The organism is Pseudomonas ogarae (assembly GCF_014268695.2).
Lineage (GTDB): Bacteria > Pseudomonadota > Gammaproteobacteria > Pseudomonadales > Pseudomonadaceae > Aquipseudomonas > Aquipseudomonas kilonensis.
On the sequence record NZ_CP077086.1, the window covers coordinates 117,595 to 140,732 of the forward strand.

The window sequence follows — 23,138 nt, forward strand, 5'->3', positions numbered from 1 at the left end:
TGGCACATGACGTCATTGCAAAACGAACTGGAGTCACGGCTGAGCCATCGCAATCTGAGCTGCCCTATGGGGGGTAAGTGGACCAGTTTTCAGCTCGTCGATGAATTTGGTGCCGGAGAACCTTATGCGGCGTTGGCCTATGTCGCCATTGACTCAGAAGGACAAACATACCGTGGCAGCCTGGATGCCACGGGTGCTGGGAAGATCACCAATCATTTCGCAGGACCAATCGCGCTGTTTTTTGAAGAGAAATACCAAGGACATGAAAAAGTTTATGTTCGTGTCGCGGAGCGACCACACTACCCCCTCCAAATCACCGAACTACAAGTCCGCGCCGAGCAAACCCGTTACCTGAACCCAAACGCTACACGCATCCGGGACAATCCCGCACAAGCCTGCGCAGACGATTTCTTCCAAGTGGAAGTACGGCACCTGGTCAAGCACGTCGCGCATTTGCCGCCCGAGGTGTACCGCCATTACCCGCTCCCGGCTGGGCCGGCACGGTTGATGGGCGAACATGGCAAACTCGGTGTTGCCCTGATGCCGCAAAAACACACAGTGCTGGAAGTTCGCCCGTTGCGCGCCTTGCGGCCTATGCTGTCCACCGCCCCCGAATTCTGTGCGCTCAACTTGTATCAATTGGCGCTCATGTCGACCTTGACCTATTGCCCCTTCGGCCAGACACCTGACAAGGCCCCAATAAAAACGCCGCTGAGCTTCTCCGAACAACCAAGCGTGGGCAACTGGTTCGCGGATGCATTGGCCAAGTTCGAAGAGCTCGGGGAGTTCTATCCGGAACAACCAAAACCCTACTACCCGCTGTATGAAGACGTGCCCTACTCCAAACGCCTGGAGATCGTGCCGTTTGACCCCTTTCTTTACACCGTCAATGATCCGGAATTGGGTGAAGATCAGGAACACCCCGCCAAAGTCCATTTCCTCGATGACAGCAAAACCGGGGCGCAAGCCACGGATACCCAGGCCTACATCACCCACAATGACGAGCTGGTCCTGATCGCAGTACGTGGCACCCAGCAAACCGCCGACTTCCTGCGCGACGCCGATGCGCTTCAGGTGCCGTTTGAAGAAGGTGTCGGCCGGGTGCATCGAGGGTTCTATGGCGCCGCAAAAAAAACCGCGGCCTTCGTGACGAGCTATCTGGACAGGTTCCATGCGGGGCAGAAATTGCTGATTTGCGGTCACAGTCTGGGAGGGGCCGTGGCACTGTTGCTCTCGGAGATACTGCGGCGCAGAGCGGGCTTCGACTACACCATCCAACTCTACACCTACGGCGCACCCCGCGCCGCCGATGCCACCTTCACAAAAAACGCCGAAGCCCTGGTGCACTACCGAATGGTCAACCACAACGACCCGATACCCAGCGTGCCCGGCAGTTGGATGAATACCAAGAGCGGTGTTTATGGCACAGGGTTGGCCCTTACGTTCGCCAACGTACCGGTCGGCCTTTCCGTGTTCGTGGCGGGCATCACTAACTTGACGGGCGAGCCCTACGAACACCACGGCATCTTGCGGCACTTCCTGCCGGTGGAGTTCGATCGCAAGGAGCGCTCGTCGATCCTGTGGATGCCCCAGTGCGACACCATCACTCAACACGCCGCCTGCGAGGTGGCTCTCGAGCATAGATATGGCCTGCCGGACCGCCCGGCCTTACTGGCCCAACTCATCCAGACCGGTGATCACTTCATGGTCCCCAGCTACATTCCCGCATGCTGGGCGACTTTGCGGCGCTGGCAGGAAGCGCAGATCGACGGAAGCACGCTGGCGACAAAACGCGAATATGAGTGGATCGACAATGCGCTGACATGGATTACCCAACAGTTGCGCGATGAAGAGCGCTACCTGGCGGGACGGGGCGCGCCCAATGGGCGTAGCGAAAGCTCCATCAACATTGCGCTCATCCGTGAGGTCGACAAGATGCACAACACACGCGCGCGCCTGGCCACGCTGCGCACCGCGTCGGTCAGTGAAAAAGACGTTTACGGAAGCTTGTCGGAGCAACCCGAGCAACTGGCACACAACCTGGCCCGTTGGCAGGCACACCCGGAGAACAGAGTGGCTGAGCAACTGGCGATGGCGCCGGCCCTGGATGACGATAGCGAGTTGATCCGCGGTGCTCATGGGTATGCCATTGGTAAGCCCTACACGCTGGATCTTGATTCCATCATCTGATCGACGCGCCGTTCTCCACGCCTTCAGGTCAGGTATGTAACGTGCTGCCGCCATCGCGAGCAAGCTCGCTCCCACAGGGGATTGGCGGTGGGCGCTCATTCTGTGATCACCTCGGGCTGGTCAACAACGCTCAACCTGTGGCGAGGGAGCTTGCTCCCGCTGGGCTGCGCAGCAGCCCCAAAAAGGCCGGCACATTCCTACAGAAAACCGCTGCGCCACCGAGCAAGAGCACGCTTCCTGGCCCCGAATCCTGGGCATTACGAAGGCTTGTTTATTCACCCTGCGCAACGCTTCCACCCAGCTACGAATCCTTGCGCCATTGCCTACAACTACGCCAGAATCCGCCCGCTTGTGCGCCTTGCCCATGGGTTCTATCGTTCCCCTGCCACTGCCCATCAGTGGTCGGGTTTAGTAGCCCGAGGTAGTGTCAGTAGGATGCATGAGCTCTCCATCCAAGCAGGTTCCTAACCTGTCCTTGATGGTGGCTGTGCGCAGGGCGCTTCGGCGCGCCGGCAATGCTGATCTCCCCGGTCTACTAACCTGCGTACAGCCGCCACCCTTCTTTTAGTAGGGAAGAGGTTGCGGCTTAACCATGGAGTATCAGCACATGTTCAAGCCAACACCGAATCCCCCCGAAACAGATCGCACCTCTGCGTCCACCAAATCCAAAACGAAGAAACAAGACGAAGCAGAAAGGCGCGCCTTGGATTATTACCTGCAACCGAAACCGGAAAAGTCCGAAGAAGCATCCAATCCAGACCAGCTCTTCACCGTGAAAAAAAACGCCGACAACGAATGCCTGCTCGCCAACCTCAGCGAAAACCTGGCATCCGCCGACGCGATGATCAGCAATCTGGCCTTCGATCTGGAAGGCCCCCGCCGCCACATCGCCCTCGGCGTCCAGCAATTGATCGAACTGAGTTCAATGCTGGCCAGCCGTGTGCTGGATAACGTCGACCCTCGCTAACCGCTACACCACCCGTGGCGAGGGAGCTTGCTCCCGCTGGGTGGCGAAGCCGCCCCAAAACAGGCTGCCGCATTCTTCAGATAAACCGCATCAGCCGGTTTACGACGGCTGCGCCGCCGAGCGGGAGCAAGCTCCCTCGCCACGGGGACCGGGTGTATTTTGAGATGGGTGTGTAACGTGCTGCCGCCATCGCGAGCAAGCTCGCTCCCACAAGGGCTTCCATGCCCCACCTCCGCGCACACCCGCGCCAACAAGGGGCGATTTACGGTCAAACTTATTGGCCATTTCGATCCCCTTTTGGCCTCTCCTGCCGTTCTCTGAAACGCCGCGCGCCGCAAGACTGTGTTCACACCGATCAGCCTTGCGGAGAACAAAAATGCTGACGATCTATTCGGACGATCACCACCTGCACCACGGGCGCTGCGAGTTGATGGACGGGCAGTTGATGCCTTGTTTCGAGATGCCGTCCCGGGCCGATCATGTGTTGGAGCGGGTCAAGGCGCAGGGGCTGGGGCCGGTGGAGGCGCCGCAGGATTTTGGCTTGGGGCCGATCCAGCGCATCCACAGCGCGGCGTACCTGGAGTTTTTCAAAGGCGCCTGGGACCGTTGGGCCAAGTACAACCGCGACGGCGACTTGTTGCCCTTCACCTGGCCGGCGCGGACCTTTCGCGCGGTCATCCCCACCAGCCTGCACGGCCAACTGGGTTATTACAGTTTCGACGCCGGCGCGCCGATCACCGCCGGCACGTGGCAGGCGGCCTACAGCGCCGCGCAAGTGGCCCTCACCGCCCAGGCGGACATCCAGCGTGGCGCGCGCAGTGCCTTTGCCTTGTGCCGCCCACCGGGGCACCACGCCGCCGGGGACTTGATGGGCGGTTATTGCTACCTCAACAACGCGGCCATCGCCGCCCAGGCTTTTCTCGACCAGGGCCATAAAAAGGTCGCCATCCTCGATGTGGATTACCACCACGGCAACGGCACCCAATCGATTTTCTATGAGCGCAGCGACGTGTTGTTCGCGTCGATCCACGGCCATCCGGAGGCGGAGTTTCCGTTCTTCCTGGGTTATGCCGACGAGCGTGGCGAGGGCGCCGGTGAGGGCTTCAACTTCAACTACCCTTTGCCGGCCGGCTCAGGCTGGGACACCTGGAGCGCAGCGCTGGAGCAGGCCTGCGGGCAGATCCGGGGGTACGACGCCGATGTCATCGTCGTGTCCCTGGGCGTGGACACTTTCAAGGACGACCCCATCTCGCAATTCAAGCTCGACAGCCCGGATTACCTGGCGATGGGCAAGCGCATCGCGGCGCTCGGCAAACCCACGCTGTTCGTGATGGAAGGCGGCTACGCGGTGGCAGAAATCGGCATCAATGCCGTGAACGTTCTTGAAGGTTTCCAAAGCGCCCCATGAGGAATAACAGCATGAACAGACTCAAGCGTTTAATGGCCCCTGCCGTGTGCGCCGCGCTGCTTTGCGGCGCGGTACAGGCCGAGGAGCGCACCTTGCGCGTCTACAACTGGTTCGACTACATCACGCCCAAGGCCCTGGAGGATTTCAAGGCGCAGAACAGCCAGGTCAAGCTGGTCTACGACATCTTCGACACCAACGAGGCCCTGGAGGCCAAGCTGCTGACGGGCAACTCCGGCTATGACGTGGTGGTGCCGTCCAACGTGTTCCTGGCCAAGCAGATCGAAGCCGGGGTGTTCCAGCCCCTGGACCGCAGCAAGCTGCCGAACTGGAACCACCTCGACCCCAAGCTGATGAAGCTGATCGAAGCCAACGACCCGGGCAACAAGTTCGCCGTGCCCTACATGTACGGCACCATCCTGATCGGCTTCAACCCGGACAAGGTCAAGGCCGCCCTGGGCGCCAACGCGCCGGTGGACAGCTGGGACCTGATCTTCAAGGAAGAGAACATCAGCAAGCTCAAGCAGTGCGGCGTGGCGCTGCTCGATTCGCCGTCGGAGATCCTGCCCCTGGCCTTGCAGCACCTGGGCCTGGACCCCAACAGCAAGAAGCCGGAGGACTATGCCAAGGCTGAAGCGCTGATGATGAAGGTGCGCCCGTACATCACTTACTTCCACTCGTCCAAGTACATGGCCGACATCGCCAACGGTGAGATCTGCGTAGCGGTGGGTTACTCCGGCAGCTTTTCCCAGGCCGCCAACCGGGCCAAGGAAGCCAAGAACGGCGTGACGGTGGACATGCGCCTGCCCAAGGAAGGCGCGCCGATCTGGTTCGACATGCTCGCCATCCCCAAAGGCGCGAAGAACCCGGACGACGCCTACACCTTCATCAACTACTTGCTGCAACCGCAGGTGATTGCGCCGGTCAGCGATTTTGTCGGCTACCCGAACCCGAACAAGGACGCCACCGAGATGGTCGACCCGGCGATCCGCGGCAACCCCAACCTGTACCCGACCGCTGCGGCCATGACCACGCTCTACACCCTGCAACCCTTGCCCCGGGATGCCGAGCGCGCGCGCACACGAGCCTGGACCCGGATCAAATCCGGCCAGTAAAAGCCGTTGTGGGATAACGGCCATGGTGGGAGCAAGACCATTGTGGGAGCAAGGCTTGCCCGCGATGAAGGCCCTGCGGTCTGCCAAGGACCGAGGCGCTTGTTTCGCGAGCAAGCTTTGCTCCCACCCGGTGTTGGCTGCGTATACATAGTTACCACCTGCCCCGTCCCTTGCCTCTCTAGCATGGAAACCCCGAAGCGTTCGGCTTCGGGGTTTTCATCCATCTCGAGACAGGGACAACTCAGATGACATCAGACCCTACCGGCACCGCCCCGGCGTTCAACGCGAGTATCAGGAGCACGCTGGTCAACCAACTGCTCGCAGGCCCCACCTACCCGGAAGTGGCGGCCATGCTGCTGCGCCACGCACTCAAGAAGCTCTACCTGTCACTGGATCTCGACCCGCATACCACCGTCATCGGCGAACCAGCCTGGGACATCGTTGGCGACGAGATCGTCGCGCGCCCCACCCGCTATGAATCGCTCAGCGATTTGCTGGCCTCGCGGGTGGACCAGAGCAAACCCACGTTGTTGATCGAAGGGCTGCACTTCCTGACCCAACTGCCGATCACCGCGCCCGAGGTGCATTTGCCGGTGCGCATCGACCAGATCGGCCGTTTGATCAACGAGCTGGTGCCGGCCATGGTGCCAGCCAGCCAGGAGCAGCAACTGGCGTACTGGAACATGCCGTTTGGCAATTACGGCCCACGCTGGCATGAACTCTCCCACACGCTGCGCAAGCTCTGGGACGTCAAGCAGATCGAAGGCTGGACGGCGACTGAATGCGACATGGCCCGGCAACTGTTCCTGTACCCCGACCCACAAGACCGTAACGACAGCTACGACAGCCACGCGTATCTGGTCGACATCGAGGAGGTCGACGGCGACGAGATCAACCGCGTGAATGAAAATTCGCTGGTGGTGCTGATCGGCCTGATCGACAACAAGGAGGTCATCCTTGTGCACTCGTTGCTCAACGGTTATGAGAAGTTCGCTTCACGGCACGCGTTGGGACAAGCCCTGCCAGAACACCTGGGCACCTTGGTCCACCCGACGAAAATTCGCTGGCGGCTCTATGAGCCCAGCGGCAATATTTTCGACAGCAAGGCCTGCGGGATCATCGCCGTGCAGGTCAAGATCCTTGGCATCCCCAGCATCAGTCTGAATCCGGGCTATGCAGAAGACGAACCACCGGCCCCCAGCGGAGTGGACATAGAGCCTGGCGAAAGCTGGTTCCAAAAACAGTTGCCCGAGTGGCTGCAGGCCGCTTCGGTTTCCGACCAGATCCTGTTCGCCCAATACATGAAGAATCTTTCGGCGCTGAGCAGCTCCCACGCCGGAAAAACCTACCTGGACGACATTCCCCCCCTCAAAACGTATGCGTCGCAGGCGCTGAAAACGCAGATGCAATCCGACCACGACGACGCTTCGACGCTGGACCCGGAAAAAATCGAGATCGAGATAAAAAGCCCGGTTGTCTGGGGCACCTTCGTTGTGCCCTTCAAATTCGATACCACGCGGTTCAACCTCGTCGACCTGGCCTTGCAAAACCTGATTGCCCTGCCCCCGGGCAACAAGACGGTGAGGTCTCTCGACACGACCGTGTTGCCCACGTGGTTGACGGTGGACTACGTCGAGAAGCTCATCACCCAAGTCGATATCGGCCGCGTTTATCCCGACCTGATCAAGCGCAAACTGCTGAATGACCCGGCGGAGTCGTTCCGCCGCGAAAACCTGTACACCTCGCAGTTGCGCATACAGCTGCCCATGCTTGCGCTGGAGGGCAAACTCCGTGGGCAGGGTAATATCGATGAGCGCGGTTGTCGTTATGTCGCGGCGCTGATGGAGCCCCAGGAAGACGACCGCAAGGTAGACGGGCAAACCATCGTCCTGCGCAAACTGGCTTTCGTGCCCGAGCTGCAGCTGGGGCTTTCAGAGGACATCGTTGCCAACATGTTCGTGATCGGCCCGCAGACGCCAAGTGCCGGTCCTTGCCTGCTTTATCGACCGTTGCTTGAACCGCAACTGTGGCAGTTCCCGTCGTTCAGCAACTTGCTGTACACCATCAGGCAAAACGCCCCTTTGCGCCAATCGGTACTGGCGTGGCTGCCCGATGGGGTACGAGAGACCTATGGCCGAGATGTCTTTCCAGGCGCCCTGCCCTCGCCCTGGACCATCGTGGAGTTCGTGGCAGCCCCGCTGGAGTCCTTGTCCAATAACGGTCCTGTCAGCCTTGGCGACGAGACCCTGGGTGCCGACTTCCTGCCACTGTTGTTCCGGGCCAACGCCAATGCCTTGGTCACGCTCGCCGATCATCAGTCGGTCTCCAATCGCGAGAGCCGTTGGGAGTCTTTCAAGCAGGCCGGCTGGCTGATTTTCAATTTGGCGCTGCCCTACCTCGGCACCACGGTGGCCACCACGACCTGGCTCTGGCAGATCCTGAACGACCTTGAAGAGCTGACGCAGAGTGACGAAGAAACCAGTAGCCAGGCCAAGTGGGCGCTGTTTGTCGATGTGTTGTTGAACGTCTCCTTGGGGATCATCCATTACGTGATTGACCGCACCAGGGCGAGCAAAGGTAGCCGTCCGACAGAGGCCCCGGAGATTGCCCCACCACAAATCCCGCCAGTGCTAAAACCCAAGCTCATTATCGAAACGCTCGCGCCGCTCACCAAGACAGAGCTGCCGCAAGAGCACTACGAGGTCATTCATACCAGCGGTGCCTTGATCGGCAGGTCGAGCAAGCGCGCCGATCTGCTCGATAGCTTCAGCATCGCGGCCCCCGACTCACCTGGGCAACCCAGGGCCGAAGGCGCCCTCAGGGGCCTCTATGCGAAGGGTAGGAAGTGGTACGCGAAGATGGCGGGAAAATGGTTCGAAGTCACCGTAGAGGGCGATCTGGTCTGCATGATTGACGGAGTCCGCACCGGCCCTCCGCTGATCCATGATGTACGCGGCCAGTGGCAGATCGATACCCGCTTGCGCTTACGCGGTGGCGGCTCGAAAGGTGCCCGGCAGAGGGTCGTCGCCGAGGCACGACGCCGCAACGTGGAGCTGCTGGCCGAACTCAACCAGTTTGAAGAACAGAAACCGGCGAACCAGAAGTTGCTGACCATGGACGCGCAGGAAATGAACCAGGCGTCCGGCGCGGCCCGGGAAACCAAGCGTGTGGCGTATCTGACGACCCTGGAAGCCCAGCGAGAAAACTACGAAAAAGCGCTGAAGACCCTGATTGAATGGCCGGTCTTCCAGTCACGCCCCGATTACCCTCGCGTCAGCCTTGGTTACCTGAACGCACAAGTGAATTTCACCTTCGCGGAAATGGATGTATTGCGAGAGCGTTTTACGCCTGCCCTGACCGATGCCATGGGCATGATCACGTCCGAGGTCAAGGTGCTGGAGCAACAACACATCGATGCTGCCAACGCCATGATCAACGCCGGTCACGACATGACCGAGCGCCTGGACTACATGGAGACACGTTTTTCCAGGCTCAAGGAAATGGGACGCGAAGGCTTTGAGTTTGTCCGCCAGTACCGCGCAAAGATGCCGGTCTACAAAAGTGACGATCTGCGACTTATCCAGGTGGATATGTACCGCCACCTCTGCCTGTCTCTTGAAAGCGTCGAGACGATGCCTGAAGGCTGGGTGGAAATTAACCGTATTGTCGACAACGCCACGGTGGCCTTCCAAAGCCTGCGCGACGCCATGGATGAGCGAAGCATGATCCGGCTGGATGAACAAATCGATGCGCTCGGCAGCCTGACGGAACAGTTCGCCGCCATCGAAGAACATCTCGAGTACATGGGCAGCGAATACCGAGGCAGCACCAGCCCTGTACAACTCACTCGGCTGGTCAAACAGATGGGTGAATGTAAAAGGCGAGCGTTGGAGCAGTTGGCGCAAGCCCTCGATGAGCGAAGCAACCGGCGAAGGTCAGGCAGCCCTCATGAGCCACGTCCGCGGGCCAGGAAGAAATTCATCAGGGCACGCTTCTGGGGCGTCATCAGCGGTGAGCCTCGCTTATCGCAGCTGCATGAGGAAACGGATTGGGTCGATGTGAAGAATCCGTTCTCGGAGGAAATCATCGTCTCGTTCCACCGCAAGGAAACCGGCGAATGGGCGCCCCACGTGATGGCCGACCCGCCTCCCCTGGCAGTCCCTGCGCTGGACACGAGCGTTCGCAAAGGCCAAGCCCTGATCGACGGGCTGACCGCGTTCAAGGCGCAAATTGAACAAGACTTGAAAAAGCCAAGCCGGACACCGGCCGGTGTGGCAATGATCCTCAATGCCCACGCCAGCAGGATGGAGAAGGTCGGCATCGCGATCAGGAAGGCACTCGACCAGGCACAAGGCGTTGCCACCAACGAAACGATTGAAATATCAGAGGCGCAGCAGCGCTCGGCCGAATCCTTGCGATTGCGCCTCAAGAGGGAATCGAAGTCGCTCTATGAACAGGAATTCGAAACCGTACTGAACATCATCAAGCAGAGCCCTCCGACCATGAGCGGCGTGATCTGGCTGAAAGACCGAAACCGTATTTCCATCACCAAACGGATAAACCGCCAACGCATCAAGGGCCGCACACATGGTTACCTCGACAGGTATGAAATCAAGGACAAGAAGACCAACAAGACACTCTGGTTCGCCGACTTTCACTACTCCACGAACTGGGTGCCTGCCCGTACGTTCCTTTCGGCACGCCTGAAAACAGTGGAGCAGGTGGTTCTGGGGATAGCCGACGTTTCTACAAAAGGCTTTAGCCAGCGTCAGTTGATCAATCATTACCGCAGCGAAATTGCCATGGACCAGGCCCAGCAGGTGTTTTTTCCAAAGGAGCGGCCATAAATCCAGGGCCGCCGCCGATGCCCCGGCGGCGCGCCCTCAGGGTTTCCAGGCCTTCGACAGGTTCGCCAGCGCGGTGCCGATCGCCGCTGGCGGGACCGCCGCAAACCCCAGCACCAGCCCGGCGCGCACCTGCGACGGCGTGGTGGGCAACCAATAACTGCTCAGGCCATTGATTTCCACACCCACATTCGTCGCTTGGGCGATCAGTTCGCGCTCGCGCTCGATGCTCTCTACCGGGACCGTGAGATGCAGCCCGGCGACGACAGTGGGCAGGGCTCCGACACCCGCAACAGCCTTGGGCCAGCCCGCCAGCAACGCATCACGCCGAACCAGGGCGGCCCTGCGCATACGCCGGATATGCCGCTGGAAATGCCCGGCGGCCATGAACTCGGCCATCACCGCCTGGGTGCTGACTTCGGAGTGGCGCACGTCCACGGCGCGCCGTCGGGCGAAGGCGTTGACCAGGCCCGGCGGCAGCACCAGGTAGCCCAGGCGCAGGGCCGGGAACGCCACTTTGCCGAACGTGCCGACGTAAAGCACCCGCCCCTGGCGATCCAGTGCAGCCAAGGGTGCCAGTGGCGCGCCGCTGTAGCGGTACTCGCCATCGTAGTCATCCTCGACGATCCAGCCGTCGTTGCGCTCGGCCCAGGCCAGCAGTTCCAACCGCCGTGGCAGGCTCATGACCACCCCGGTCGGGTATTGATGGGACGGTGTGACGTAGGCCAGTCGACAGTGGCTCAACCCACCCAGCACGGCGCAATCCAAGCCGTCGCCATCCACCGGTACGCCCCGGACATCGGCACCGGCAACAGCGAACGCATGCCCGGCCGCGCGATAGCCGGGATTTTCCACCGCCACGACGTCGCCCGGGTCGACCAACAGCTGTGCACAAAGGCTTATGCCCTGCTGTGCGCCACTGGTGATCACAATTTGTTCAGCCGTGCAGTGCAGCCCTCGTGAGCTGCGCAAGTACGCCGCGATCAACCCGCGCAAGCGCGCATCGCCCTGGGGATCGCCATAACACAGCTGCTGCAGATCCGGCTTGCGCCAGAAAGCCGCATTCAGCTTGGCCCAGACGTCGAAAGGGAACAGATCGAAAGCCGGTACGCCGACCCGAAATGCTCGCGGCGGGCCACTGGGTGGCTGGGCCAAATGGTGTTTTTCGACGCGGTTGAACGCGTCGCTGTGGATAACTTTACTGGATGGACCCACAGGTAAATCGAGCCAATCTGTGGATAAGGCTGTGGGTAAGCCTGTTGAAAACCCTGTGGATACTTTTGTGGATATGTTTTTCAGCGGCAACGTCGTCGAGGACAGTTTTGCCACATAAGTGCCGTCACCGACCCGCCCTTCGATGAAACCCTCGGCGTAGAGCTGGTCATAGGCCCGCACCACGCTGTTGCGCGAGATCGACAAGGCCGCCGCCAGGTCACGGCTGGCCGGCAGGCGCGTGCCGCTGGCCAGGCGCCCATCGAGCACCCGGGTACGCAACGCCTGGTAGAGCTGACGACTGAGCCCCTGGCGGCGGTCCAGCTCGATGCCGGCGGGGTTGAACGACAATGGCGGCGCGGCGTTGTGCATGACAGCCCTCACGAATGGACCTATCGAATTGGCCGGAAGTGGCTCTTACAACAGACCAATAGCCTGCCTAGGATGCTCGCATTCGCCAAGGAAAATCATCATGTACAACCCCAAAGCCTTTGCCGTCGAAGACCTGCCCGAACTGCACCAGATGATCGGCGATTGCCGCCTGGCCGTATTGGTCACCCAAGGTGAACACGGTTTGCAGGCCAGTCATTTGCCGCTGTTGCTGGACACGCAACAAGGGCCGAACGGAAGCCTCTACGGCCACATGGCCCGGGCCAATCCTCAATGGCGCGACCTGGAAGCCGGGGCCGAAGCCCTGGTGATATTCGCCGGGGTCGACGCCTACGTCAGCCCAGGGTTGTACGCCAGCAAGGCCGAACACGGCAAAGTCGTGCCGACTTGGAACTACGTGGCCGTACACGCCTATGGCAGCGCCGAGGTGTTCAGCGATGCTCATCGCCTGCGAAACCTGGTGGGCGCCCTCACCGACCGCCACGAAACCGGTCGCGAGCAGCCATGGAAGATCGATGATGCGCCGCCCGAGTACATCGACAGCATGCTCAAGGCCATCGTCGGTTTCGCCCTGCCCATCCAGCGCCTGGAGGGCAAGCGCAAGCTCAGCCAGAACCGTAGCCCCGCGGATGCCGCCGGCGTACGCAACGGCCTCGCCGCCAGCCCCGACCCGCAGGACCGGGCGCTCGCCCACCTGATGCCCGAACAATTGTCCAAGGAGTGAACATGAGCCAACCTGAAATCCGCCTCGTCAGCGCCAACGATCACGCCGCCTGGCTGCCGCTGTGGCAAGCCTACCTGCGGTTTTATAAGACCGAATTGCCGGACGCCGTCAGCCAAAGCACCTGGCAACGCTTGCTCGATGAGCGTGAACCGACCCATGCTGCCCTCGCCTGGGATGGCGACACGGCGGTGGGCCTGGTGCACTTCATCTATCACCGTTCGAACTGGAGCATCGAGAATTCCTGCTACCTGCAAGACCTGCTGGTAACGGAACAGAGCCGTGGCACCGGTGTGGGTCGCCAGCTCATCGAATTCGTCTACGCCACCGCCAAGGCCGATGGTTGCTGCAAGGTGCACTGGTTGACCCACGAAACCAACGCCACGGCGATCCAGCTGTACGAGCGCATCGCCGAGCGCCCAGGCTTCATTCAATTTCGCAAAGCCCTTTAAGGAGCGCAGCATGTCGACTTCACTCGCCGATTGGAAAGGTGTCCCGGCGCCCTCTGCACAGGTGCTCGAAGGGCGCTTCATCCGCCTGGAAAAACTCGATCCGGCGCGCCATGCCGATGGCCTGTGGCAAGCCCTCGAAGGCCCCGGTGCCGACCCGAAACTCTGGGATTACTTGCCCTATGGCCCGTTCACGGATCGCGGCGCGTTCGATGCCTGGCTGAACAACCATGCGGCCAACACCGACCCGTATTTCTTCAGCGTGATCGACCGCGCCAGCGGCGAGGTGCAGGGCATTCTCAGCCTGATGTCCATCGTCCCGGCCCAGGGCCGCATCGAGATCGGCCATGTAACCTTCGGCGCACCGATGCAGCGTTCGCCGAAAAGCACCGAGGCGGTCTATCTGCTGGCCAAGGAGTCTTTTGCCCTGGGTTATCGCCGGCTGGAATGGAAGTGCAACAACGGCAATGCCCGCTCCAAATACGCGGCCGAACGGTTGGGGTTCACGTTTGAAGGGGTGTTTCGCCAGCACATGGTGGTCAAGGGCCAGAACCGCGACACCGCGTGGTACTCGATACTGGACTCGGAATGGCCGGCGATCGCCGCGGGCTTCGAGCGCTGGTTGAGTGAGGACAATCAGCGCGAGGGTGGGCAGGTGCGCGGGTTGGTGGAGTGTCGGGCATAGCTTGTGGGTGACTGATCGTCCGCTATTCGCGAGCAGGCTCGCTCCCACAAGGGGCCAGGGTCGACGGCAAGACTTGTGCTCACAGCTAAATCCCTGTGGGAGCGGGCTTGCTCGCGAAAGCAGTGTGTCAGCCACCACAGATGTTGGATGTGCCGACGCCTTCGCGAGCAAGCCCGCTCCCACACTGCCAACTGCCAATCACTCCTGTTTTGGTTTCATCTCTGCAAACGGCTTGAGCGATTCGGGTGTCACCCCTCTCTTCAGGTACTGCCAGGCCCAGTCCGGCACGGCCATGTGGCTTTCCAGATACGTCACAAAATCCAAAAGGCTGTGCCCCAAGCGATTGACCGGGAAATCAAAATTGTACAGATACTGTTGGGCGCGGCTTTGGTCGACGCTGAACAGCTCCCTGACAATCCGGTTCGCACGAAGATTGCCTCTTAATGCGAGCACAAAATCCAGCGCGGAACGAAGCACGCCGGGGCGCTCGAGCGTGAATTGGATTACGGAGTCGCTAAATTGAGATCCAATCAAATCGTCCCAGATCTGCACGGCGTGATGCCTGGGGAGACGTTGCAGCGAGCTCCATAGATTTGGGGTATTGAACAAAATGTTCACTCGGGTATTGGAGGGCAATTGCCCCGGGGCACTGAATAACCGGATGACAGGCGCCTGGTTGACCTCGCCAGCCTTCACCGGCGGCCTTTCCATGAAATCCCAAAACGCCGTCAGTACCCGTTGATGGGTGACAATATTCTGCAGATTGCTGTCATCGAACAATCGCATCCAGTGGATATCGATATCGCCGTGCCTCACCACTTCTTTGTAACGCGTATCGGCATATTCAGAGATGACTCGCAGTCGCCGCTCGGAAAGCGCCGGATTACGCAGCCATCTGGCAACCACATTCACAGGCAACATGCCGTCCAAGTTGGATGAAATAACCGCAGACCTCAGGAGGAGATTCGCTCGCCTCAACAAATCGGGGAAACGTGCGAGGGAGGCGATGAGCAGATCATGGGTGTTTTCAGCCCGGTCGTAATAGATGAATTGCTCCAGCAGTTCTGAGTCGTCATCGATTACCCGGCCCGTTTCACGCTCGAATCTCACCTTCACCTGATCCAGGTCGTCGCGGTCCACCATGTAGGCACCGTCGAGCAATTGTTCAAGCTGGTTATCATCAAGATGACCATGCCTGGCCTGGTCGAACTTGACGTAGGCCAATTGATTCTTGGGGTGATGGTCGGTCAGTTGCCGGGCCCTGACACCGTACTCCAGCATGATATGGATCACGCCTTGGGACAGCCGGAGGAATTCATTATTGAGCAGTTCGGTAATGTGCAAATCCTCGACAGGGCCCAACAAGGTATCTTGGAAAAATTGCCGCAGGGTCTGGTTCTCACGGGTGTAATACGGTGCACTGCTCGGCATCAGTTGCTCTGGGGAGCGGGGCGATAAATAGCGCCCGATTTCCTGCAGCACCTCCGGTGGCAGGTCAGCCTCTCGCGCCGCAAATAGCGTCCGGCGACCGACGCTGTTTGCGTACAACCTCAGGTAATCCTGGGTCGGTTGAAACAAGCGATACGGGTTGGGGGCACCGTAGATAATCCGGCTGAGATCGGACAATGCCTCCTCGTCCAGCAGGTTTTCCAGCCAGGGGGCATTTTCAAAGAGCGCTTGTCGGACCCCGGAGGCTCGCGACACCATGTACTGATTCAATTCCGGATGTTGATCGACATAGTCGGCCGCCGCATGACGCAGCCCTTGCATCGAAAAAGTCTGCTGCGCTTGCCCTTCATTCAGCCCTCGGGCAATGGCATTGAAAAAACAATCACCGTCGCCAGGGATCTCCTCGACACGGTCTCCCAGCACCAGGCTGTAATGGTTCTGGGCCGTTCGTCTCAAGACAATATCGGTGCTCGACTGCCCCGGGTGGTTGCTCATCGGATAGACACTTTCCACCTCGCCCGGGGTAAAGCGCACAGACCAACTACGCTCTGCCGTTATCTCATCGATGATCAGCAAGCTGCGGTTTTGCGGCCAGTTCGCAAGGCGCGTGATGATGGCCGGGACCAGCTCCATGACTTGAGTGTTCCAAACCCCTGGCGTACGGATCGAACCGGAAACGGACGCCGACGACGGAGCAGGCACCTTGGGTTTCGAGGGGCCTGGTTCAGCCGGTGCCGGACGCTTCACACCACCCCGACCAAACCCCACAGCGCGCCACTCACCATTGGGCATCCGAGCCACGGTACTTCTCATCACGCCGCTGGAACGGATACTCAACCCGGTAGCAGGGTCGACAAGGGTCGCCTCGGTCGCCGTCAACTTCGTATGGTCGTGCACCCGGAACACCGTCCCATCGGGTTGTCGCACGTACACGGGGCGCGTGACGCTGTTATTGAGCGTGGGGCGATAAAAGCCCTGGGCATCGGCGGCCAGCCCTTGTAGCAACGAGGTATCCGTCACGGCATAACGGCGGTAAAGCGCGTCTTCCAAAGGCAGGCCAGCCAATGTTTCGCCCTGGCTCTGGCGGGCCGTCACGGCCAGGAAAGAGGACTGTCCCCGTACTGGAACACTCACGCCACCCGCCAACCCTCGTCCGCCATGATTGGCCACTCTGTGGACAAAGACCAAGGTGCTCAGGTTCGCTGGAACAGCGCCGGTCCTGACCATCAACCAGCCGGTCTTGATGGCGCTCTTGAGCAGTTGGAAGCCGGGGACCAGGAGGATTCCGGCCAGGTCCATGAACGTTTCCATCGCCATCATCACCAGCCTGGCAGCCGTCTGGCGATGAACATCCCGGTTGCTGTTGGAGCGGTGATCGGCATAAGCGCTGTGAAAATTGACGTGCGCGCGATGGAGCGCCTCGAGAAGATTGCCAGGGATCAACGCGCCGCGGATCAACGGTCGGCCACGCTGTTGCCCCAACGTGCGCTTTATCTCTTCAGGATCGAGGGTGCAAATACGTGAGCGGAAATATCCCTGCCATTGCTCTTGTTGCAACAGCCCCGACACCCCCTCGCCCAGGCTGGAAAACTCATGAAAGTCATCACCCTCGGGGCTGTCCGGAAAATAGACCCCCACGGTTCCCTTGATGTCCGGCCCGTCCTGATCGGAAAAAACCAGGACGCCATCAATGCTGATCGCATTGCCCATCGTCCCATGCTGTTCGCCGGCCCCGACACTTCCACCCAGCACAAGCCCATAGACCTGCACCCTTCGCCCCTGGACCAGGGCACGCGTCTCGGAGGCAGGCGCTTGCAGAACAGCCTGCAGCCAGAGCGCGATCAACTTCTTGGGCTTCGGTGGATGGAAGGCCCTATCGAGCACGGTGGTCTTGAAGACTTCATCGCCCCTGAGCCCGGCCTCATGGCCTTTGAATTTCATATTGGCCAGGTACGCCGCCTGCCAGGCTGCCTTGTAGTCAGGTTTATTCATGTCCTCCCTGAGCAGGGTTTCATAACGGCCGCCCGCATCAATATGCGTCGCCATCCTGGCAAGCTCGCCCCCCGTCAATGTGATCAGGAAGCCGTTGGCTGGATGCCGGATACGCTGGCCATCTTGATCGGCAAGGTAGACGGCCTGCACTTCTCTCATTGCGTTCGGGTATTGAGCCGGGCGCAGGTTATCGAGCATCAGCTCGGTCAGGCTGGCGATACGTGACTGCCTTGGGTTGGCGCCTTTGCCATAGGAGAGCGTGACCAGGGTCTTGTCCGGGTCGGGATCAACGCCGGGGTGCACCGCGTGTTGCAGGTACTGCTTGATCTTCTGGCGGGTGAACTGCAACAACGTCGGGATATCGCTACCCGCCAGTGTGTAGGCGGCTTCCAATACCTGCGCTTCCAGGCTGCGGTAGTTCGATTTTTCCGCACGTGTTGCGGTTGTATAAAAATCGGCGCGGTTGTTTTCAACCAGGGTTTCCCGGCGCACCGCCAGCGGCCCGGCCAGCGACAACATGGGCAACCCCAGCGCATCTTCAGCCTTCAGCGCATAAGCCGCCAAAGTAAGTGTCGCGTTTCCCGAGGCATTCAGGACCGCCTCCAGCGCGGCGCCTTGGTGCCGCAGCAGGTCATCCGCCGCCACGGCAAAAACAGACTCGGACAGTTCAGAAGCAATATCCCGGATCCCACGCTTCTGTCCCGCGAAGGTCGGGCTGACTTGATTGACCAGGTCCTGGAAAGAACGGAAGCGCTGTATCCCTCCTTCCAGGGAGTACAGGAACAGCGAAGGCTGATCCGTGCGCTTGATCACCATCGCAGCAGGCCATTTCTGTGGCTTCGCGGCTCCCATGTCGAGCATGACGGCATAGACATGGGGAATGGGCGCGCGCAGCAAACGGCTTCTGTCCGCCATGGACGGGTGGGTGGTGATGAGGTCCAGCAGGCGATCCTCTTCATCCTGCAGGGTTCGCGCACTTTGGGTTAACGGGGTGGCCGGATCCCGATCGACTTTGTACAAGTCGAAAAGATGCAGGAATCGTCGGGACAGCAGATGAGCAAGTGCCGCTTCAGTGGTCGACGTATCGAGCGCACCTGCGCCGTTTCTGTCGTGGCGAAAGGCGCTGAGATCGTCACGGAACTGTTGCTTCAAGCTGTCATTGGTTGCGGGTTCGGCGATATAGAACACGGACTCCATGATCGCTGGAATTTTCGCGTCCAGCGGGGTGACGAATAGGCTGTCGACCTCTTCCACCGAATCCGGGCGGGTGTAGAAGCCCACGCCACCGCGCGAGTAAGTGGGCGGTGTATCCGTTGCTAAACAGCCCAACATCACGTCGGTAAAGCTCTGTGAGGCGGTCAATGAACGGCCACCGAGCGACTCCACGCTAAAGTGGTTCACGTACCAGCGATCCGGGTCGATGCCCTGGAGCAGTGAGGCGCGCAATCTACGCTCAGGGATCTTTGCCTTGATGCGGCTGACCAGCAGACGCTTGAGCACGGTGTCGAACGTTGGCAAAGCGGCGAACAGACGCGCCAGTTTCACCTGATTGGCATCCAGGTGCCCCAGTTGCCTGATTTGTTCTCTTTCACGGGGGCTGAGCAGATTGCCTTGGGCGTCCACCTCCGTAATGACCGGCTGCCCAATGCCCTGGTAGCCAGGCGCAATGCCGGCGTGCAGTTGCTGCAAAGCGTCTGGGGAAAGACCTTTACCGTTGACCCGAAGTGAGGAGAAGTCCAGGGACATATGACTTCGGTGGGGATAAACCCAACCCTCGCGCGCAGAAGGCTCAGCGGTCGCCCTGCTTTGATGGGCGATCAAAAAGCCTCGTGTCACAGCATCACGCAGCGGCACCGATGAGGTTTTTCTTTGAGCGGCCGAATCGACTGTCTCGACCTCTTGATAGGTGACCTGTACCCGCGTATCGCCGATAAGGCCCCATTGATTCAGCCATTGATCGGCGAATTCATGGGGTTGAAATCCAATACCGTGGGGTAACAGGCTGATGGGTTTAAGCAGTACGCCGGCAGCCTGCGGCGTCACGCCAGATGCATTTTCAGGGAAGACAGTCATTCAGGTGTCCCGGTGATGAGTAGGGCTGGGACCCTATCGCGCCGTTTCAGCGGGAATGACGTACATATGTATAGGTGTGGGGACGGGCTGTGGAGAAAAGCGTAAGCCCAAATGTCAGCAGAGTTTCACGGATCCGTGGCGAGGGAGCTTGCTCCCGCTCGGTTGCGCAGCAACCGCAAATTCTGGGGGCCGCTGCGCAGCCCAACGGGAGCAAGCTCCCTCGCCACAGGTTATTTCATCAAGTTCAGACCAGCTTTTGCGCCAACACCGCAATATGCTCCGGCCCGATCCCGCAGCAGCCGCCCAGGTGGCTGGCCCCGCGTTTTTGCCAGTCCGCCGCCCACTGGAGATAGCCTGGCGGATCAAGGTCTTCGCGCAGCGGATCGAGCCCGTCGTTGGCCGTCGCTTCCTTCGGTTGCGGCGGGAAGGCGTTGGCGTAGGCTCCGATGTGGATCTTCACGCCCAGGCGCGCGAAGGTGTCCCGCGCGGTATCGATGGCCGCGCCGATCACTTCCGGCTGGCTGCAGTTGAACAACAGCACCTCGACGCCCAGCTCAGCCGCCACCGCAGCGGCGTCCGCCACCGGTTCGCCGGAACGCAGGCGTGGCACTTCATCGGTGTCTTCGTCTTTCAAGGTGAACGACAGCCAGAACGGCTTGCCGTCCTTCGGCAACCCGGCGCGAATCGCCCGCGCTTCGACCGTGGAGCTTTGGGTCTCGGCCAGCCACAAGTCGACATGGGGCGCCAGGCCGTTCACCAGGGGCGCGAGCAATTCACTGGCGCGAGAAGCGTCGAACAGATCCGGCCGATAGGAACCGAACAATGGCGGCAGCGACCCGGCCACCCGCACCGCTTTGCCCGAAGCGTGCACCGCCCGCTGCGCCAACTCGCCCGCCAGCGCGGCCAGGGCCTGGCCTTCTTCGGCAAAACGCGCCTCGCCAATATGAAACGGCACCACGGCATAGCTGTTGCTGGTGATTACGTTGGCGCCGCTGGCAATGTAGGCCGCGTGCACGGCTTCTACCGCCTGGGGCGCTTCGCTCAAGGCCAGCGCCGACCACTCGGGCTGTCGGAACGGCGCGCCCCGGCGTTGCAGTTCGCGGCCCATGCCGCCATCGAGAATGACTGTCGTTGCTGAGCCCATATGCGATTCACTCATAAGCTTATGAAAAATACTCACTACCGGAGTTGTTCTTATAACTATTTAATACGCACCATTCGGTGAACTACAACTTATTTTTCTATCAGGGCCCTCACATGAAATTACAACCACTGCTGGCCCTGGGCCTGACTCTGCTGGCTGCCTCTTCGCAAGCGTTCGCCGGCACCACGCTGGATCGCATCGAACAGAAAAAAGAACTGGTCGGCGTGCTGATGGAAAGCTATCCGCCCTTCTCGTTCCTTAATGATCAGAACCAGCTCGACGGTTTTGACGTGGACGTCGCCAAGGCCGTGGCGCAGAAACTGGGCGTGAAGCTGCGCCTGGAAACCCCTTCCTGGGACGTGATCGCGGCCGGTCACTGGAGCGGGCGCTATGACATCTGCATCTGCTCCATGACGCCGAGCAAGGCCCGCGCCGAAGTGTTCGATTTCCCGGTGCAGTACTACGCTTCGCCAGCGGTGATCGTGGTCAACGCCAAGGACGACCGTATCCACGGTGCCAAAGACCTGAGCGGCAAGAAGGTCGGCCTGACCAGCGCCTCCAGCTACGAAAGTTACCTGAACAAGAACCTGGTGATCGAAGGCGCCGAGGATACTCAACTGAGCTATCCATTCGAGGACGTGCAGATTGCCCCGTACGACACCGACAACGTGGCCTTCCAGGACCTGGGCCTGGGCGCCGGGGTGCGCCTGGACGCGGTGCTGACCAACCTGGTGACCGCACAGCCGCGCCTGACCGAAGACAAGCGCTTCAAGCTGGCCGGCGAGGCGCTCTACTCCGAACCGAACTCGGTGGCCATCGAAAAGGGCGATGCGCAATGGAACAGCAAAGTGCGTGAAGTCTTTGCCCAGTTGAAACAGGACGGCACCTTGAGCAAACTCTCGCAGAAATGGATCGGCGCCGACATTACCCAATGACTTCTTTTCCACCCCCTCAGCCACCGCCACCGGTGGCTGAGTCACGCTTGCAGAAAATCTTCGGTTTTCGCACCCGGTTGTACCTGACCTGGGCGGCGATGTTGGTGCTGTTCGCGAGTTTCTTCCTGAGCTTCGACCTGAAGTTCTCCATCATCCTCGACAAACTGCCAAACCTGCTGGGCGTGCACCTGGCGCCCAATGGCTTTTTGCAAGGCGCGGTGCTGACACTGTTTCTGTGCCTGTGCTCGATCGTCGCGTCGTCATTGTTGGGCTTCATCACCGCCCTGGCGCGGCTGTCCAGCAGTGCGGTGGCGTTCGGTATCGCCAGTTTCTATGCGTCGTTCTTTCGCGGCACGCCGCTGCTGATCCAAATCCTGCTGATCTACCTGGGCCTGCCCCAACTGGGCGTGGTCCCGGGCGCCATCGCCGCCGGGATCATCGCCTTGTCGCTGAACTACGGCGCCTACCTGAGCGAGATCTTCCGCGCTGGGATCCTCGGCGTCCCCAACGGCCAACGCGAAGCCTCCCTCGCCCTGGGCCTGAGCGAAACCGTGATCTTCTGGCGCGTCACCCTGCCCCAGGCCATGCGCACCATCATCCCGCCGACCACCAACCAGTTCATCTCCATGCTCAAGGATTCTTCGCTGATCTCGGTGATGGGGGTTTGGGAGGTGATGTTTTTGGCGCAGTCTTATGGGCGTTCCAGTTATCGCTATATCGAGATGCTGACGACGGCGGCGATTATTTATTGGTTGATGTCCATTGCGTTGGAGCTGATTCAGGCGCGGATGGAGCGGCATTATGGGAAGGCTTATCTGAATAATCGCTGAGCTTGGGGAATGCCTGGGAGGCGATAAAGCTATTCCGGTGTGTATATCCGTTGCTGCGGTAACGGCTGCTTAGGGTTCCGCCCTTACGGCGGCTCACTTTTGAGAAGCGCAAAAGTAAGCAAAACGCTTCTGCCCCACCACTTGGCACCTCGCCTAGGCTCGGTGTGCCCTCACTCCGGCATTGCTCCGTGGGCCCGCCGCGAAGGGCCATCCATGGCCCAGCGCGGCTATCCCGGCATCCATGCCGGGATGCCCACTCCACAATGCCTGCGTTCGGCCAGCGTGGTTAACGGGGCGCTGAGATCAACGTCCACCGCGAGGCGGCCTAGTAGCCGACCTGGCTCTCCCGGTCGTACACCCATCAGATCTGTGGGAGCAAAGCTTGCTCGCGATGAGACCAGTAAACGCAACATCCATGTGACTGAACCACCGCCATCGCGAGCAGGCTCACTCACACATTCGATCTTCAGCGGACACAAAATTCATATCCAACACAGACCTCCTGTGGGAGCGGGCTTGCTCGCGAAGAGGCCGGCCCATCCAACATCTTCATCGACTGTGACACCGCCTTCGCGAGCAAGCCCGCTCCCACAGGAGAAATGCGATCCCACCAAGAGCCAGGTCGGCTATCAGGCCGCCTCGGGGTGGACGTTGATCTCGGGCGCCCCGTTAACCACGCTGGCTGAACGAAGGTATTGCGCAGTGGGCAACCCGGCATGGATGCCGGGTTAGCCGCG

General features: G+C 60.2%; 13 protein-coding genes. 10 read left to right on the forward strand and 3 right to left on the reverse strand.

What is annotated here, in order from left to right; translation table 11 throughout:
- Nucleotides 1-6: 6 nt before the first annotated feature.
- The 5 genes from HU749_RS00500 (at nt 7) to HU749_RS00520 (ending at nt 10,524) form a co-directional block, all read left to right on the forward strand.
- The gene (locus HU749_RS00500) at nt 7-2,190 is read left to right on the forward strand and encodes a lipase family protein (RefSeq protein WP_079303098.1); all 2,184 of its coding nucleotides are present in this window, start codon (nt 7-9) and stop codon (nt 2,188-2,190) included.
- A gap of 607 nt (nt 2,191-2,797) precedes the next feature.
- Nucleotides 2,798-3,157 carry a DUF6124 family protein gene (locus HU749_RS00505; protein WP_046065854.1) on the forward strand — a complete coding sequence of 120 codons (360 nt, stop codon included), beginning with the start codon at nt 2,798-2,800 and terminating at the stop codon, nt 3,155-3,157.
- A gap of 376 nt (nt 3,158-3,533) precedes the next feature.
- Entirely contained in the window at nt 3,534-4,565 is a 1,032-nt protein-coding gene (locus tag HU749_RS00510) for a histone deacetylase family protein (RefSeq protein WP_186649428.1), read from the forward strand.
- A gap of 11 nt (nt 4,566-4,576) precedes the next feature.
- Nucleotides 4,577-5,677, forward strand: coding sequence for a polyamine ABC transporter substrate-binding protein (locus HU749_RS00515; protein ID WP_186649430.1), 1,101 nt, complete (start codon nt 4,577-4,579; stop codon nt 5,675-5,677).
- Between the two features lie 245 nt (nt 5,678-5,922).
- The gene (locus tag HU749_RS00520) at nt 5,923-10,524 is read left to right on the forward strand and encodes a dermonecrotic toxin domain-containing protein (protein ID WP_186649432.1); all 4,602 of its coding nucleotides are present in this window, start codon (nt 5,923-5,925) and stop codon (nt 10,522-10,524) included.
- Nucleotides 10,525-10,560: 36 nt separating this feature from the next.
- Here HU749_RS00520 and pdxR read toward each other — a convergent pair whose 3' ends face one another.
- Nucleotides 10,561-12,105, reverse strand: coding sequence for a MocR-like pyridoxine biosynthesis transcription factor PdxR (gene pdxR / locus HU749_RS00525; RefSeq protein WP_186649434.1), 1,545 nt, complete (start codon nt 12,103-12,105; stop codon nt 10,561-10,563).
- Between the two features lie 100 nt (nt 12,106-12,205).
- Between pdxR and HU749_RS00530 the strand changes: the two genes are divergently transcribed.
- The 3 genes from HU749_RS00530 to HU749_RS00540 are packed head-to-tail and all read left to right on the forward strand — an operon-like array spanning nt 12,206 to nt 13,978.
- Nucleotides 12,206-12,847, forward strand: coding sequence for an FMN-binding negative transcriptional regulator (locus tag HU749_RS00530; RefSeq protein ID WP_095973990.1), 642 nt, complete (start codon nt 12,206-12,208; stop codon nt 12,845-12,847).
- A 2-nt stretch (nt 12,848-12,849) separates the two neighbouring features.
- Nucleotides 12,850-13,296 carry a GNAT family N-acetyltransferase gene (locus tag HU749_RS00535; protein ID WP_186649436.1) on the forward strand — a complete coding sequence of 149 codons (447 nt, stop codon included), beginning with the start codon at nt 12,850-12,852 and terminating at the stop codon, nt 13,294-13,296.
- Nucleotides 13,297-13,306: 10 nt separating this feature from the next.
- Entirely contained in the window at nt 13,307-13,978 is a 672-nt protein-coding gene (locus HU749_RS00540; RefSeq protein WP_186649438.1) for a GNAT family N-acetyltransferase, read from the forward strand.
- Between the two features lie 198 nt (nt 13,979-14,176).
- Here the strand turns inward: HU749_RS00540 and HU749_RS00545 are convergent, their stop codons facing one another.
- Nucleotides 14,177-19,492 (reverse strand): dermonecrotic toxin domain-containing protein, encoded by a 5,316-nt coding sequence (locus HU749_RS00545; protein WP_186649440.1) that lies wholly within the window; start codon nt 19,490-19,492, stop codon nt 14,177-14,179.
- A gap of 244 nt (nt 19,493-19,736) precedes the next feature.
- On the reverse strand, nt 19,737-20,636 hold the full coding sequence (locus tag HU749_RS00550; RefSeq protein WP_186649442.1) for a homocysteine S-methyltransferase family protein: 900 nt from the start codon (nt 20,634-20,636) through the stop codon (nt 19,737-19,739).
- A gap of 113 nt (nt 20,637-20,749) precedes the next feature.
- Between HU749_RS00550 and HU749_RS00555 the strand changes: the two genes are divergently transcribed.
- Both HU749_RS00555 and HU749_RS00560 read left to right on the forward strand, forming a co-directional pair.
- Nucleotides 20,750-21,571 carry an ABC transporter substrate-binding protein gene (locus HU749_RS00555; RefSeq protein ID WP_046063422.1) on the forward strand — a complete coding sequence of 274 codons (822 nt, stop codon included), beginning with the start codon at nt 20,750-20,752 and terminating at the stop codon, nt 21,569-21,571.
- The gene (locus HU749_RS00560; RefSeq protein ID WP_024619059.1) at nt 21,568-22,401 is read left to right on the forward strand and encodes an amino acid ABC transporter permease; all 834 of its coding nucleotides are present in this window, start codon (nt 21,568-21,570) and stop codon (nt 22,399-22,401) included. Before HU749_RS00555 ends, HU749_RS00560 begins: the two co-directional genes overlap by 4 nt.
- The last annotated feature ends 737 nt before the right edge of the window (nt 22,402-23,138 follow it).